We start from the raw sequence: 14010 nt of genomic DNA, 5'->3' as shown, positions 1-14010 counted from the left end.
AGGCGCAGCGATAAAGAAACGACGCGATGACGCAGATTAAACTCTATGTGGGCTTATGAGCAGATGGACGCCAATTACTTGATACAGACCACACGGACCTGTTTCATGTCGGTGATACCCGATAAGACTTTCTCGATGCCGTCCATCTTCAAAGTCAACATGCCATCTTCCAGTGCTGCAGTGAAGAGTTGGGCGACGCGAGCATGTTCTTGGATCAGCTTCTTGACAGGGTCGGTGCCGACCATGAGTTCATGCAAACCCACCCGACCACGATAACCACCAGAGCACTTGTCGCAGCCTTGCGCGCGATACAAAGTGAGTTGCCCTTTTTCATCGCCGTAAGTACGCATCCATGTCTTTAACACTTTGAGTTTGGCGGCGTCAGGATTTTGTTTGAATTCAGTGGTTGCCAAGAGTTCGGCGCAATATTCGTTGAGTAAGCTGGCAATTTCTTCTTTGCTTGGGTGGTACGCGACCTTGCATTCACCGCATAAGCGCTTGGCTAAACGCTGCGCCAAAATACCGAGCAGAGCATCGGCGAAGTTAAATGGGTCCATGCCCATATCGAGCAAACGGATAATCGATTCCGGGGCGCTGTTGGTGTGCAAGGTGGCGAATACCAAGTGACCAGTCAAAGAGGCTTCCAAACCTATCGACACGGTTTCCTTGTCGCGCATTTCACCGACCATGATGACGTCAGGATCAGCGCGTAAGAAGGCACGCATGACGGTCGCGAAATCCATGCCGGCTTTGCGATTGACTTGCACTTGGCGCAAACCTTTTTGTGTGATTTCGACAGGATCTTCCGCCGTCCAAATTTTGGTATCGGGCTTGTTCAGGTAGTTCAAAACCGAATGCAGGGTCGTGGTTTTACCTGACCCAGTGGGGCCGCAAACGAAGAAGATGCCGTAAGGCTTTTCGACCGTCTCTTTCAAACGTTTGAGGTTGTGCGGTAAGACGCCAAGCTTATCGAGTGGAATCGGTTCGCCCGCCGCCAAAATACGCATCACCACGTCTTCTAAACCACCAGCAGAAGGAATCGTCGCCACACGCAGCTCGATATCGAGTGGGCCGTATTTCTTGAACTTGATCTTGCCGTCTTGTGGCTTACGCTTCTCAGAGATATCGAGGTCGCACATGATCTTAATCCGCGCTAACAAGGCGCTGCGATAACTCGCAGGAATCTCGACGTAAGGCACCAGCGAGCCGTCTTTACGGAAACGAATTAAAGTTTTTTCTTTACCAGGGCGCGGCTCAATATGAATGTCGGATGCACCTTGTTGATAAGCATCGACGATAATTTTATTGAGCAGCTTAACAAGCTCATTTTCAACGGCGGCTGAAACATCGGTACTACCACCAATGTGATCCTCATCGTCATCCTCTAATCCCGACAATAATTCATCAACGGAGGCAGAATCACCCGGTTGTCCAAAAAATTGATCTACCGTTTTCTTGAACTCGCGCCGCGTGGTGACGCGGAAATGAAGCGGCACTGCAGGGAAGATCATGCTTACCACGCGCGTGGCTTTTACCTGCTCAGGATCGAGCGCTAGAATCGTCAATCCAGATTTATCGTCCGCGATAGGAATCCACGCATTTTCATCAACGTATTGCCGCTTGAGGCGCTTGATCAACTCAACGTCAACTACCCGCTCCGCTTGGTACGCTTCATACGGCACATTGAAGAATTTCGATAGCGCTGCACCGACCTGTTCGCAGGGCACCAAAAATTCATCCATCAAAATCTCTTCCAGATCGATCTGCTTTTGGCGTGCAGCAGCAATCGCAGTTTCGAACTCGGATAGAGAAACAATTCCTTCAGTCACCAAGTAATTCAGCTTGGACGGAGGTATTTGAATATTGCGGCCTTTTTGCGACATCGCAATCGAAAGAGTTTCACATAATTCCTTAACCCCTTCTTGTGCAATGATCGTAAATGGATCGCCGTGGCGGCTGTTGATAAATTGAATAATGCCGACTAATTCACCAGATTTCGCTTCCACGATAGGTGCTACCAACATTTCACGGGTGCGATAACCTGTCTTCTGGTCAATGGCCTTTTGAAAGTGCAAATGCGGCGAGATGCGAAGCAGCTCATCTTCGTCATACACATCGCGAATACAGAGTGCCTCACGATGACCAGCGGCGTAGCCCGCAATACTCTGATCCGAAATCGGCAAGCGGATATCTTTAAACGAGTTCAGCCCACGCTTGACCTTAGAAACCAATTGTTTGCCATCGGGGGAAATGGCGTAAATCGTGAGACGATCACAATCAAATAAATCACAAATATCCGCGGTCAGGTCGAGCATGATCTGATCCACAGCATTTGTTGCATGGATCTTGTTCGTTAATGTCTGCAAGCGTTTGAAGAAGATCAGCCTTTGTGCCGATGTCAAAGGCTTATCCAAGCTCGCGACGTATGCCCGTTTAACCTGCATGTACTCTCTTGCCTCGAAATTAAGATATTTGCTGTTTTGATTTTATTACTTCGATCTATTATGACCCATAGCGCGCATCCACAAAGCATTCCGCCGTCGGCAATAGGAACAATTCGCAACACAATCGGTAAAAACCCTGGGCGCCTATGAGGAATTATGATCGCTACCGATGTTTTCCTCGATTTCAACTAACTACAATGACTCGATAACAAGGCGTCTATACTTTTGCGAACCAGGTGTTGGCATAGAGCATCATTCAATTCAATTCAATTGACCACGGTCTAAGCTGACCTCCATACTGGCACGCTTGGTATTTCTTTGGCGTACTTGATTCATCCTCGGAGTTCATATGAAGTTATCAGTCACACTCACGGCCTTAGCAGCCGTTTTTTCTTTTTCTAGTTTATCGATTGCCAGCTCGGCACAAGCGGCCGATGTGTTGATCACCGGCAGCCAAATGTTGGACGTACGCACTGGCAAAATGATTGCGAATCCCTCAATCTTGGTACGCGATGGTCGCATCGTCAGTCTCAATCAAGACCCACAAAAAGTCGGTGCCGACACCAAGAAAGTCGACCTAAAGGGTATGACTCTATTGCCTGGACTGATCGATATGCACGTCCACCTCGACAGTGATCCAACCTACGGTGGCTACAACACTTTGCAATTCAATGATCGTTTTTGGTCCATCCTCACAGTCCCACACGCCAGCCGTACCCTGGATGCGGGTTTCACGACTGTACGCAATGTGGGCTCTGATGCTTGGAATGACGTTGGTCTGCGCGAAGCCATTGACGAAGGTAAAGTGCGTGGTCCTCGTATCGTGACGGCAGCGTACTCCTTTGGCGCGACTGGTGGACATTGTGACTCTACCTTCTTTCCACCATCCATGAACCAACGCAGCCCTTACAACGCCGACAATCCTGAAGAAGGACGTAAGCGTGTTCGTGAACTGCGTAAATACGGCGCCCAAGTGATCAAGATCTGCGCGACAGGTGGTGTGTTCTCGCACAATACTGAACCAGGCCAACAGCAATTGAGCTTGACGGAAATGAAGTCGATCGCGGAAGAGGCGCATCAATGGGGTCTGCGTGTGGCGGCGCATGCGCATGGCACCTCGGGCATTAAAGATGCGATTCGCGCGGGTATCGACACGATTGAACATGCTAGTTTGATCGACGACGAGGGGATCGCCTTAGCGAAGAAACACGGCGCCTACTTGTCGATGGATATTTACAATACCGACTACACGCAAGCCGAGGGTAAGAAGAATGGCGTACTCGAAGATAATTTGCGTAAAGATCGCGAAGTCGCAGATATTCAGCGCGAGGGATTCCGTAAAGCCCACGCTGCGGGCGTGAAAATGGTGTACGGCACGGATGCTGGCATTTATCCACACGGCGACAATGCCAAACAATTTGCGACTATGGTGCGTTATGGCATGACGCCAGTTCAAGCAATTCAAGCCGCCACAATTAACGCGGCAGAAGCCTTGGCCTCCAAAGACGTGGGTGTGCTTGAAGCTGGACGTTTTGCAGACATTGTTGCTGTGAAAGGCGACCCAAGTAAAGATGTACGCTTACTAGAAAAAGTCGATGTCGTGATCAAAGCGGGTGAAGTCGTCAAGCAATAAGCGCAAAACGATCAGTACGAATGAGGTCTGTTTTTGATAAGTAGCTTTTCTATAAGCACCTGTTCAACAAGCACCTATTTGCATTTTCCTATCCCAGCCCGCTCGATCGCTCAGGTGCATAGCGGGCTGTTCTTTTTAGAGCGCTTCAATTCAGCCTCACTTCATTCTAGCCAGATTTTTTGCTCAACTTGAGCTCACTCATAATCTGATTGGCACGCGTCTGTGCCGCTTGCTTCACCTGCGCACTCGCTTGTTGCGCCATCTCGGTTCGCTTAAACCAATTTGCACTGATATCGTCACCCAGTTGATCCGAGACTAAATGCCAAGCATAAGCCTCTGTCACATTCTGTTCTTGGAAATACAGCTCAGCGATGATCCCCGCTGAACGAATATTGCCCGCGACTAGGGCGTCCTTAAATGACTGTTTCGCGGCCTTAGCGTAATCAACACCTTGTTCGAATTCTGGATTGGAAGTCTGTCCATTCAATTCAAAAGCGTACTTCTCCCCCAAATGAACCATCGCATAGGCGTCGCCTGCCTTCGCAAGTTGACGCAAGGTCTTGAGATCTTTGGTGTAATAGTCGGTCGGCACCATGTAACCCAAATTTTGCAGTTTCTGACGACGTGCTAGTTCCGCTGCGGAAACGACTTCTTTTTCAGGCTCAGCCATTTTCGCTAGCGATTCGACACCTTGAGTTCGTACAGCATCGTTCTGGCCTGCCTCACCGATCACGGTTGGAGCACTCTCCCACGGGTTGGCTAAACGATGATTGTTGGCTCTAGGAAGACTAGCCGATCCATCAGCTTGATTTGCCAAAGGGTCGCGTAGAACCTGTTCCTTCCCCGTATGTTTGTGTTCGCTCAGCTGTTCTGCCAACACCTCTTGCTTGCTCTGAAGTGAGCTCCACAAAAAATAAGAACTACCGACCAATAAGCCAGCACCCAGTAGCAATATGTAGTTTAATTTTTTCATTCCCAATCTCCCCGTCCTGCACCTAGATTTTTATTTTGTCGTACAGATGTAAAGAGATGCTGTCAGTAGCCAACATCTCTTTACTGGCAAAACTTTCTTAAACGCGTGGCAAATTATTCAAGCACTTGGAAATGCCATTGGTATAGCCCCAACGTGTGTAGTAGTCACGCTGTGCTGGTGTGCCATGATCGCCACCAGCATAGGCCCGAGCCGTATTGACCGCGGTCGCCAAGAAATTCGGATAGCGCAAGGTGTCTACCGCGTAACGAATATAAGAACCACCCGCGCAATCCGCTTGCAGCTCTAAATAGGGTTGGCCTGGATTGATGTTATAAGTGAACTGAATGGTATGGCCCCACTCATGTCCGAGAATGGCTTTCGCTGCGTAATTGCCGTAGGTGTTTTCGGCATTTTGCAGAAACTGGCTACCGACACTGATCGTGTAAGGGCCGCATGCCATCGCCGACAGTTGCGACTCACCGCAAGCACGGCGATCCAGATAAATCGTTGGGTTGGAATAACGACCGAAAATTCCGCGAATTTCAGTCCCCGTTTTACTGACATAGGTTGAGTTCACTGTCATTGCGTAGGCAATCTGTGCAGCACTTGTCAGTCCCAATGCAATCGCCAGAGCGATCTTTAACTTCTTATTCATGTTTCTTCCTCCAAAGTATGGAGGTGTTCTTGCGCACCTCCACGTTCACGTTTGACCTGCAAACAAACATCATTCACAGGACTCGAAACACACCAGATTTGGTGTGCTGAGGAAGAAGTAAAAACGAATTGACGTAGCAAGAAAAGGCTGTCTAAGTGCGCTGCATCTCGCGACAAGATGCAACTTGATTGCCGCACATCAAGAGTCGCTTTTTCAGGAAAAGCTGCGCGAAGTTCCTTCGCTAACTTGCTCGCAGAATTAAATAAAATCAGCGATTGAATTGAAAATAGTCATAGATCTTATGACAAATAAAAGCGTATCAAGCGAGCAACAAGTTTAGATTTAAAATAAATTTTGTTTTGTACTGATCCAAAAAAGAGCTGTGAACCAAACGAAAATGGATTTACACGACACGTACAAAATAAAGTTTACCAATCGCGTTTCTCAGTTCGACGCGTATCAAAGAACCACAACATCAAACTCGAAACAATCATCCAAACCAGTAAAGGCCAACGAGGCATCTCCAAAGGCGCCGTCGTCACTGAACCAGCAATTCGATTCTGGTATGCCAAGGTCGCCTCGCGCTTTAATTCTCTTTGCCATGTTGGCCAAGCCTGATGTGGATAAACATAGATCCAACGGCGGATTTCATTTTGCTCGCTCGCTGAACCATCGACGTTAGTTTGCGCTGAATCCTGACCTACTTTTTGCGAAACTTTAGCGGTGTTCGGCATCAAGGAGAACGATTGCCAACCCGCCTCTTGTGCGCGCCAGCTCACACAATGTTGGCCGACTTCATCAAGACTCGCAACGAATGTGTACATCGTTTGTGTTGGATCACGCAAGGCCTTGATCTCGGCATCACTCTCGATTTCTCTATCAAGACAAAGGCTGATGCGCTCACCGACCAAGGGCATGGTTTCCCGCACACGTAAATGATTTTCAGATTGTGTCGCGGCTAAACTTTGATCCAGTAAAGCTTGCCACCACTGCTTCAGAGTTTCCGGCGCACTAATCGCATACCGATGCCAATCACTGACACCGATCCACACAATCCGCCCTTGATCCCAATTGCGTCCAACGATCGATGTGGCATCATCTTTCACAACCTTGGGCAAAGGCAAATTCGACCATTTTGGATTCGGTGTCGCCTGCAATGGCGTCGCCACCATCACTAGGCGTTTGGTTTCCATGCGTGGCGAAGCTTGCATCCATTCAAAGGCAACTTCTTGATTTGTGGCTTGATTGCTTGCATTCGACGCAGCTGGACGCAATTCCAAACCCATAGACTCGCGCCAAATGTGTGCTTGCCGGGCATTCGCCCCCAAGATCAACAAGCTACTTCCTTGCGCGACTTTCTGCAGAATTTGCTGACGTATTGGTGCACTCGCATTTTCCCAATAGCCAGCATCCATCAACACCAAATCGGTCTGCGCCATTGCATCCCGCGCCTGTAATTGATGCTGTACTGTCTGTCCCATGCGCGTTTGCCAATCGAGATTCGCTTCACTCGCCTGCAGCAATTGACGCAAGCTGCTGACATCGAAGGAGGCAGCGCTAAAACGCGCGCTGACCTGCAAAGGCCGAAGCGGTTTCACCTCGAGCGGAATGGGGCCGCTATCGATGACGCGACCATCGTGATCAAGGACCTTCAACTGTAATTCCAGACGTTCCGCGACCGGTGGCAACCACCGCAGTGTGAGCTGCGATCCCTCACTGCTCTGCTGGGTTAACAACTGACCATTCTCAGCGAGAAGTTGTGCTGACCATGTTTTCTTTGCGGTGGTCGACGACCATTGAGGACGCTGCACCAGCAACTCAAACTCGCGCCCTAAAGCAATTCCACTCGGTGCTTGAAGTTGAATGCGATCCCGCCCTTGTGGTGCTTGCCAAGTCAAACGTCGCGCAGGGACATCACGCCACTGACTGGCACGCAAACCGTCTCCCTGCATCACGATCTCAGTACGGTGCTCCAATTGTTTTAACATGGTGGAACTGAGGTAAGACTGCTGATCACTATCCCAGTCGACACTAGTATGCTGCCCGCTCGACTTCCACATCGCTTGCAGCGGTGCACGCAACTGGGTAGTGATTGAATCCCAGCACAGTAATGCAACGATGGCGACAGTGAGATTCATGACGAGAAACACCGAAAGCTTGCGTCCCTGCCGCCAATACTGCAGTGCGGACCATGCACCGACAACGACGACCGCGCCACTTGCTAGGAGCTGTGTTGGATTCATCGTTACCTCTTCGAACTTTGTTCAGAACGAGGCTCTTTCATTCCTGCAGCGCGCCAGGCTTTCTGAAAGCGTGGATTAGCAGATGCTCGTTGATCGGTTTGATGATGCTCGCGGCTCGCCGTCCAAGCTGAGGTATCAGTAGAACTCGGCGCTTGTAAATATAAACTTGCTGCAGGGGTTGCTTGCCTCAACCAAGCCCGTAATGTCTGTTGACAACTCTGACACCCTTCACTCACATCTTGCACCGCAGCCAATGCGGCTAAGCGCTGATCATCTTGTGGAATGCCTTGAGTAATCCAGGCACGCGCTTGGGTTTTCCAATCAACAGGTAAAGGGTGTTGGTTTGCCAAACGCTCCATCAGTAGTGAAATTTCGACGGGTATTCTCTTCTCGTTTTGATCTTGCTGCGCTTTCCAGTTGCGCGCTTCGAGAGCATCGCCACTCAAACGTTTTTCTTCCTTGATGGCCGGCGGTGTGAAAGCCGCCTTATGTAAGTAGATGCGGTCAGCTTGCTGTAAGCGTTTGATACCTTCTAGTGCTTTGTTCTCCGGCACTAAAGCACTTGCTGGCGTAATCGCCCGTAAGGCTTTTTCTGCATCCCACATAGCGGCCAATACTTGGCGTAAGATTGTCTTAGTGGCCTCATCGAACAAGGTGGCATTTTCCGCCTGGTCGTGCGCATGCCCATACATCGCTGCCATATCCACTGCCCTACCCGGAGCACTCTGTGCCTCACCACCATGTGCATGACCATCATCCTCGTGATGTTCTTCATCACCAAACAGACTTGATTCCTCGCCTAAAAATTTACCATAACGACGGCGTAACGCAGCTTGGTCGTTCGCAATCGTTTCACTACGCGAACGGATCACCGCTGGGTTGATACGAGGATTTGCTTTGAGATCCGCTAGCAAAGTTTCGGTATCAATAATGATTTGCCGTTGACTCCGTAAGGACTCGGGTTTCGCCAAAATAGGCAACACCGAACTCGCTTCTTCCTTGGCTTCAGGGCTCGGCATTCTTAAGGTATAAGTCGGCGAAGTAGTTTGGTGCGGTGCAGGTTGTGCATTGTCGCTGGCGCGTACAAAGAAATACAACTCATCCCCCACTTCCATTCCCAGCTCCTGCAGGCTCCAACTGCGCTTCCATTGACGTACTTTAGGATCCTGTCCCTGTGGAATCGGTACTTCACGATCACTAAATCGAATGTTCTCACCACTACCGCGTGCCAAGGTCATATGAAGTTGTGCATTTTGAACTCGGTAGTCGTCACGCACCGTGATGAGCGTGGTGACTTCTTTGGCCGAAGCGCTAAGGACCTGCAACATTTCCTGTGGTTGCTCAATCAGAATTTGAGGCGCGCTATCGAATTTGATTTTAATGGTCCAACGATTGCCCGATTCACCAACTTTTCCTGCACCATTTTTTACATCGGCCTCACCATCTTGCCAAGACCAAAAGATAGATTCAGTAGCGGTCCACTTAGCACAATACATCGAAGAGCCTTGTTCAAGTCCTGCCTGAGAAACTGAATTCGCAAGCTGCCACTGCAAGGTATCGCCGTTGCTCAAATTAAGAGGGTGCGCTTTGAGAAAATCTTCATATACAGACTCCTGGGTCGCTCCACGAAGACGCACGCACCACCTCACTTCACTCTGCTCTAAGACTTCGAGATCCTTCGGCTCTGTATCCAATGTGGCCGCCCCAGTGTAAGTTGGCGCTTGGATATGAAGCTGCAGTCGACTCACAACGATTCGATTCAGCGTGGTGGCAGCGGTGGCTTTGGTCGGGTGCACTGAAGTTGAATTCTCAGCGGCGCCCCATGGCCAAGCAAAGAATAGGATCAGGACGAGCACGGCATTGAGGAACAAACTCCACCAATAAAGAGAACCAGCGGTGGCGAAACGCAAGGCAATTTGCTGTGGCAGTCCCGCGTCGCTCTCGCGTTCCAAACGTTGCAGAATTCTATCTTGTTGCAGGCGAGCGATGGGGCTGCGAGCCTCTTGCAACAACTGACTGCTGTCTTCCATACTCGGACTAGCATGATTCAGCCATTGCCACATTTTTTGCGCAATACTGCGGCGCCAATACAGCGTTTCAAGCACAACCAATGTGAGCGGCAAAACACACGTCAGCACGACTACGCGCCACTCACCTCGCACAGAAAATAAGGTGAGCCACGGCACCCAAGCCGCAGCCCATAAGGGTGCACGATGCAACAGAACCGCACCGAAGAGTTGTGAACGGAAATGTTCAAGAAGCTTATGCTTTGCGTTTGGCATGATGCAATACTCGCTCACATAAGAAGAACAACACAAATAGACTCAGCAGTATCGTTTCGCATTCACTGCGCAAGCTCTTACCAACTTCCCAAGCTGGGCGAGGACTGAATTGCTGCGTCGTGGGTGAATTGAAATGTGTGACATTCGGTCCTTGTTTCTGCACATCCTTCATCGCAGGACTTTGATAGGAAACAGCGGGCGGGGGCATGAAAGTGGTCTGACTGGCGCGCCACGCCTCGAATAAGCGCCAAGCGGCGAGACTATCATCGGAATGCAGAGGCCAATCACGCTGATCTGCGAACCACACCCGGCCACGTGCGGTTTCAAATTGTTTGAACGACGCCGAACCATTACCGCCTTGCGGTAATGGCGTTTGAGGGGACAAGGCGACAGCGCTGGAACGATGTGATGCTGTTTGCGCACCTTGCTGCAGCGACGGATTGGTGGTCCACCACAGAGGCGCTTTGAGCCCTTCCTCTGGTGCAGAATCTCGTTCCCACACAATCAATTGCACTTTAGAGGGCATGGTCTCCTCAAGCACAAAATGCAATTGTCCCTGAGAGCTGACTTCAAAAACTTGAAACCATTTGCGCCAATCATCTGCTCGTGGCGTATTCAAATAAACAGCGATTGTCTGCGCGGGCGAAGCAGGAACCTTGCCCTTATTCCCATCCAACTGAGGTGCGATGCGCAATTCGAACGCTGGCGTGAAACGCGGTGCCTGGGCTGGCATGGATAATTCTGCTTCGGCGGCGAGTAAGTACCAACGACTCGAATCCTGCCACTGAGCTTGATGCTGTTCCAACCAAGCGAAAATGGAATCCGTTTGAATATCGCAAGGCGCGTGCTCGCAATACTCTAATACCTCAAGAGACTTCGATTGCTGCCTGAGCTGATTGAGCTGTGCTAGCTGCGCTGCAATCCAAGTTGGGTTTGCTTTTTTAGAGACAAACACGGTATCTCCACGCTGCCCGCGGATGAACTGCGCCAAGAGTGCGATCAAACAAAGCAGCATAGCCAGGCGTAACAACAAGAGAATGAGCTCGCGCCAACGCCATACTTGCACTGTTTGCGGTTCTGCATTTGGCAAAAACTGTGCACTGGCTAAAGGAAAAACTTGTTGCTGCTTCTGCCGTTGGCGATGCCACCACAAGGGTAACAACACAGTAGGTAAGGCCAGCCACCACCACGTAAAGAGCGCATTCAGCGTGAACATTAGCGCCTCGCCTGACGTAAAAAGGAACGCAAACAACTAGCGGGGCTCTCTTCAATCGTAGACTGCCAATAGGGAATATCGGCACTACGGCAATCGCTCGCCACCTGCGAAAAGTGTTTTTGCGCATTCGCTAGATAAGCTTGGCGATCGACATCGCGCCAAGCGACCCAGCGAGTCGGATGTTCTGGGTCAACATAATTTCGGTCGCGTGCAAAATTGGCTTCTTTTTCCGCTTCGGTTTGCAAGCACAAGATGCGAACATCATGTTGCATACGACGCAAGCGCATTAAACTCTCACTCTGTGCCGAAGGCCAATCTAAAGCATCCGTGATACAAAATAAAAGACTCGGCGCTCGCGCAAAATGCAAATGCGCGGCAAGGGTCTCGGCATTAGGTAAAGAACCACGCGCCTGCGCTTTTTGAGCACGCGCCACCACTCGCTGGAACTGACGTGGTCCTCGTGCTACCGGCGTCATTTGTATACCGCCATCGCTCGCAATCATGAGACCAAATGCATCACCTTGGCGCTGCGCGATCGCCGCAAGGCACGCCAACACTACGCGTGCATAGTCCAATTTGCTATAGCCCTGCGCATGCGCTTGGTAGGAAGTCTCCGCCATCGACGCACTGGCGTCCAACCAAAACCATACGGCAACATGGCTATCGCGTTCCGCCTCACGTACATAATAACGATCATTACGCGCCAACAGCTTCCAATCAACACGGCGCCACTCGTCCCCAGGCGCATAGGCGCGATATTCGGAAAATTCCACACCCGCACCGCGTTCACGACCGGCGTGCAAACCATGCCCTAAGCCCGCCAACACGTGACGAACAATGAGGTCAAGATCTTTGCTGTGAGCCAGCAAGGTGGGGAGGTCGTGCATGAGACTTATTCGATATGAATTTGAGCCGTAATCGCTTGCAAGATATCCGCAATCGCCACACCATCAGCTTCTGCCTCAAAGTTACGCAAGACGCGATGTGCCAACACCGGAAGGAGCATCGCCGCAATATCTTCGCGTGTCACGGCTAAACGGCCATATAAACAAGCACGCGCTTTGGCTGCTAACACTAAGGCTTGGCCGGCACGCGGCCCCGCACCCCAGGCAACTTGTTTGCGCACTCGTTCGACCGCGCTATCCTGTGGTCGTGTTGCACGAATCAATCGCGTTGCATAGCGCAACAGATGATCACCGATCTCTGTTTCACGCACTAAAGTTTGCAGACGCAACAAGCTAGTGACATCCATCGCTGGCGTGGCCTCGGCTAAACCGGCGTGCGTGGTGCGAGCCACCATATCAATTTCTTCTGCTTCAGTCGGGTACCCAACATCGATTCGCAATAAGAAACGATCTAATTGCGCCTCGGGCAAAGGATAAGTACCCGCTTGCTCAATCGGATTTTGCGTGGCTAACACGAAAAAAGGATTCGGCAAACGATGCGTTTGTCCTGCAAAAGTGACACTCCGTTCTTGCATCGCCTCGAGCAAAGCCGATTGCGTCTTGGGCGGCGCGCGGTTAATTTCATCGGCCAACAAGACTTGCGTAAATACAGGGCCCGCTTGAAAACGAAACACACGTTGGCGCGTCGTCAAATCTTCTTCTAAGATCTCGGTACCAACGATATCAGAGGGCATCAAGTCTGGCGTAAATTGGACGCGACGGAATTGCAAATCGGTCGCTTGCGCCAATGATTTCACTAACAAGGTCTTACCTAAGCCGGGCACACCTTCAAGTAAAGCATGGCTGCCAGAGATCAAACAGATCAGCAGTGACTCGATCACGTCTTTCTGCCCCACAATGACTTGCCCCATACTTGCGCGTAAGGCAGCTAATTTCTCATGTAAGCTCGCAATTTCTGCTTCATTCCAACTGGTGTGCACCTCAAACTCCTCTCATCTACGCACCAAGTGCGTATTGAATAATATTGACCGCGAAGCGTGTATTGTCGACGGCTAGAAATCGTTTATTACGAAAGTCGTAATCCCACTCGCAACCATAATCTTTATTGCTATACAAAAGACGGACACGGCCATTCACTTCAATCGCCTTCAAGTAGTCGTGTACTAAGTCATCCCCCCAACCATTGAGCTCAACACTTGTATTGGGCGGTCCATCAAATTTGAAGAAACATGAATACAGCGGATGGGTGTTGGGGATTTTCTTGAGAGCTTTGAGACCAAAAATTTTCATCATCTCTGCTTCAAAAGATTTCGCGAAAATCCCGTCAATGTCGTGATTGCAGTCATCGACAAATAAAAATCCACCACCACGAATATAACGCTCTAAATTGCGTCTCTCTTGCGGATTAAATTGCACCAATTTATGTCCTGCTAGATAGCAAAATGGCGCCTCCAGCATTTTGGGATCGGACAGCGCCACGACGCGTTCTACCGTATCGACCCGTAAAGTGGTGTACTCCACTAAAGAATTCAGAACATTACTCGGCATGCGAATATCGACGTCCCAATCTCCGGAATCGTAGATCAATCGTGTGAAGTAAAAATCGTAGGAACTCATGCGCAAATTCTGTATTGGCGTCAACTCGCGAGCATTTGGCTG

The 14010-nt window shown here is 50.2% G+C and carries 10 protein-coding genes; 1 reads left to right on the top strand and 9 read right to left on the bottom strand.

The window, feature by feature from the left end; genetic code table 11:
* Positions 1-74 precede the first annotated feature (74 nt).
* Positions 75-2444 carry a GspE/PulE family protein gene (locus RF679_RS01855; protein ID WP_309482528.1) on the bottom strand — a complete coding sequence of 790 codons (2370 nt, stop codon included), beginning with the start codon at positions 2442-2444 and terminating at the stop codon, positions 75-77.
* 349 nt (positions 2445-2793) lie between these two features.
* Between RF679_RS01855 and RF679_RS01850 the strand changes: the two genes are divergently transcribed.
* Positions 2794-4077, top strand: coding sequence for a Xaa-Pro dipeptidase (locus RF679_RS01850; protein ID WP_309482527.1), 1284 nt, complete (start codon positions 2794-2796; stop codon positions 4075-4077).
* A 166-nt stretch (positions 4078-4243) separates the two neighbouring features.
* Here RF679_RS01850 and RF679_RS01845 read toward each other — a convergent pair whose 3' ends face one another.
* From RF679_RS01845 to RF679_RS01810, 8 genes are all read right to left on the bottom strand, one after another.
* A complete protein-coding gene (locus RF679_RS01845) occupies positions 4244-5050 on the bottom strand; it encodes an SEL1-like repeat protein (RefSeq protein ID WP_309482526.1) in 807 nt (268 codons plus the stop codon).
* Between the two features lie 97 nt (positions 5051-5147).
* Positions 5148-5705 (bottom strand): neutral zinc metallopeptidase, encoded by a 558-nt coding sequence (locus RF679_RS01840; RefSeq protein ID WP_309482525.1) that lies wholly within the window; start codon positions 5703-5705, stop codon positions 5148-5150.
* A 428-nt stretch (positions 5706-6133) separates the two neighbouring features.
* Positions 6134-7948 (bottom strand): hypothetical protein, encoded by a 1815-nt coding sequence (locus RF679_RS01835; protein WP_309482524.1) that lies wholly within the window; start codon positions 7946-7948, stop codon positions 6134-6136.
* A 2-nt stretch (positions 7949-7950) separates the two neighbouring features.
* On the bottom strand, positions 7951-10230 hold the full coding sequence (locus RF679_RS01830) for a hypothetical protein (protein WP_309482523.1): 2280 nt from the start codon (positions 10228-10230) through the stop codon (positions 7951-7953).
* On the bottom strand, positions 10211-11446 hold the full coding sequence (locus tag RF679_RS01825; RefSeq protein ID WP_309482522.1) for a BatA domain-containing protein: 1236 nt from the start codon (positions 11444-11446) through the stop codon (positions 10211-10213). The genes RF679_RS01830 and RF679_RS01825 overlap by 20 nt, the downstream gene beginning before the upstream one ends.
* A complete protein-coding gene (locus tag RF679_RS01820) occupies positions 11446-12333 on the bottom strand; it encodes a DUF58 domain-containing protein (protein ID WP_309482521.1) in 888 nt (295 codons plus the stop codon). The genes RF679_RS01825 and RF679_RS01820 overlap by 1 nt, the downstream gene beginning before the upstream one ends.
* Positions 12334-12338: 5 nt before the next feature.
* Positions 12339-13331 carry an AAA family ATPase gene (locus tag RF679_RS01815; RefSeq protein WP_309482520.1) on the bottom strand — a complete coding sequence of 331 codons (993 nt, stop codon included), beginning with the start codon at positions 13329-13331 and terminating at the stop codon, positions 12339-12341.
* 16 nt (positions 13332-13347) lie between these two features.
* Positions 13348-13968: a DUF4159 domain-containing protein gene (locus tag RF679_RS01810; protein ID WP_309482519.1), complete on the bottom strand. Its 621-nt coding sequence runs from the start codon at positions 13966-13968 to the stop codon at positions 13348-13350.
* Positions 13969-14010: the final 42 nt, after the last annotated feature.

Source organism: Undibacterium cyanobacteriorum (assembly GCF_031326225.1).
Lineage (GTDB): Bacteria > Pseudomonadota > Gammaproteobacteria > Burkholderiales > Burkholderiaceae_D > Undibacterium > Undibacterium cyanobacteriorum.
The sequence above is the reverse complement of the archived record's forward strand: the minus strand, read 5'-3'. Positions and strand labels throughout refer to the sequence as shown.

Coding starts and splice junctions, on each gene's coding strand:
- RF679_RS01855 (WP_309482528.1), bottom strand. CDS start 2,444: ATGCAGGTTAAACGGGCATACGTCGCGAGCTTGGATAAGCCTTTGACA.
- RF679_RS01850 (WP_309482527.1), top strand. CDS start 2,794: ATGAAGTTATCAGTCACACTCACGGCCTTAGCAGCCGTTTTTTCTTTT.
- RF679_RS01845 (WP_309482526.1), bottom strand. CDS start 5,050: ATGAAAAAATTAAACTACATATTGCTACTGGGTGCTGGCTTATTGGTC.
- RF679_RS01840 (WP_309482525.1), bottom strand. CDS start 5,705: ATGAATAAGAAGTTAAAGATCGCTCTGGCGATTGCATTGGGACTGACA.
- RF679_RS01835 (WP_309482524.1), bottom strand. CDS start 7,948: ATGAATCCAACACAGCTCCTAGCAAGTGGCGCGGTCGTCGTTGTCGGT.
- RF679_RS01830 (WP_309482523.1), bottom strand. CDS start 10,230: ATGCCAAACGCAAAGCATAAGCTTCTTGAACATTTCCGTTCACAACTC.
- RF679_RS01825 (WP_309482522.1), bottom strand. CDS start 11,446: ATGTTCACGCTGAATGCGCTCTTTACGTGGTGGTGGCTGGCCTTACCT.
- RF679_RS01820 (WP_309482521.1), bottom strand. CDS start 12,333: ATGCACGACCTCCCCACCTTGCTGGCTCACAGCAAAGATCTTGACCTC.
- RF679_RS01810 (WP_309482519.1), bottom strand. CDS start 13,968: ATGAGTTCCTACGATTTTTACTTCACACGATTGATCTACGATTCCGGA.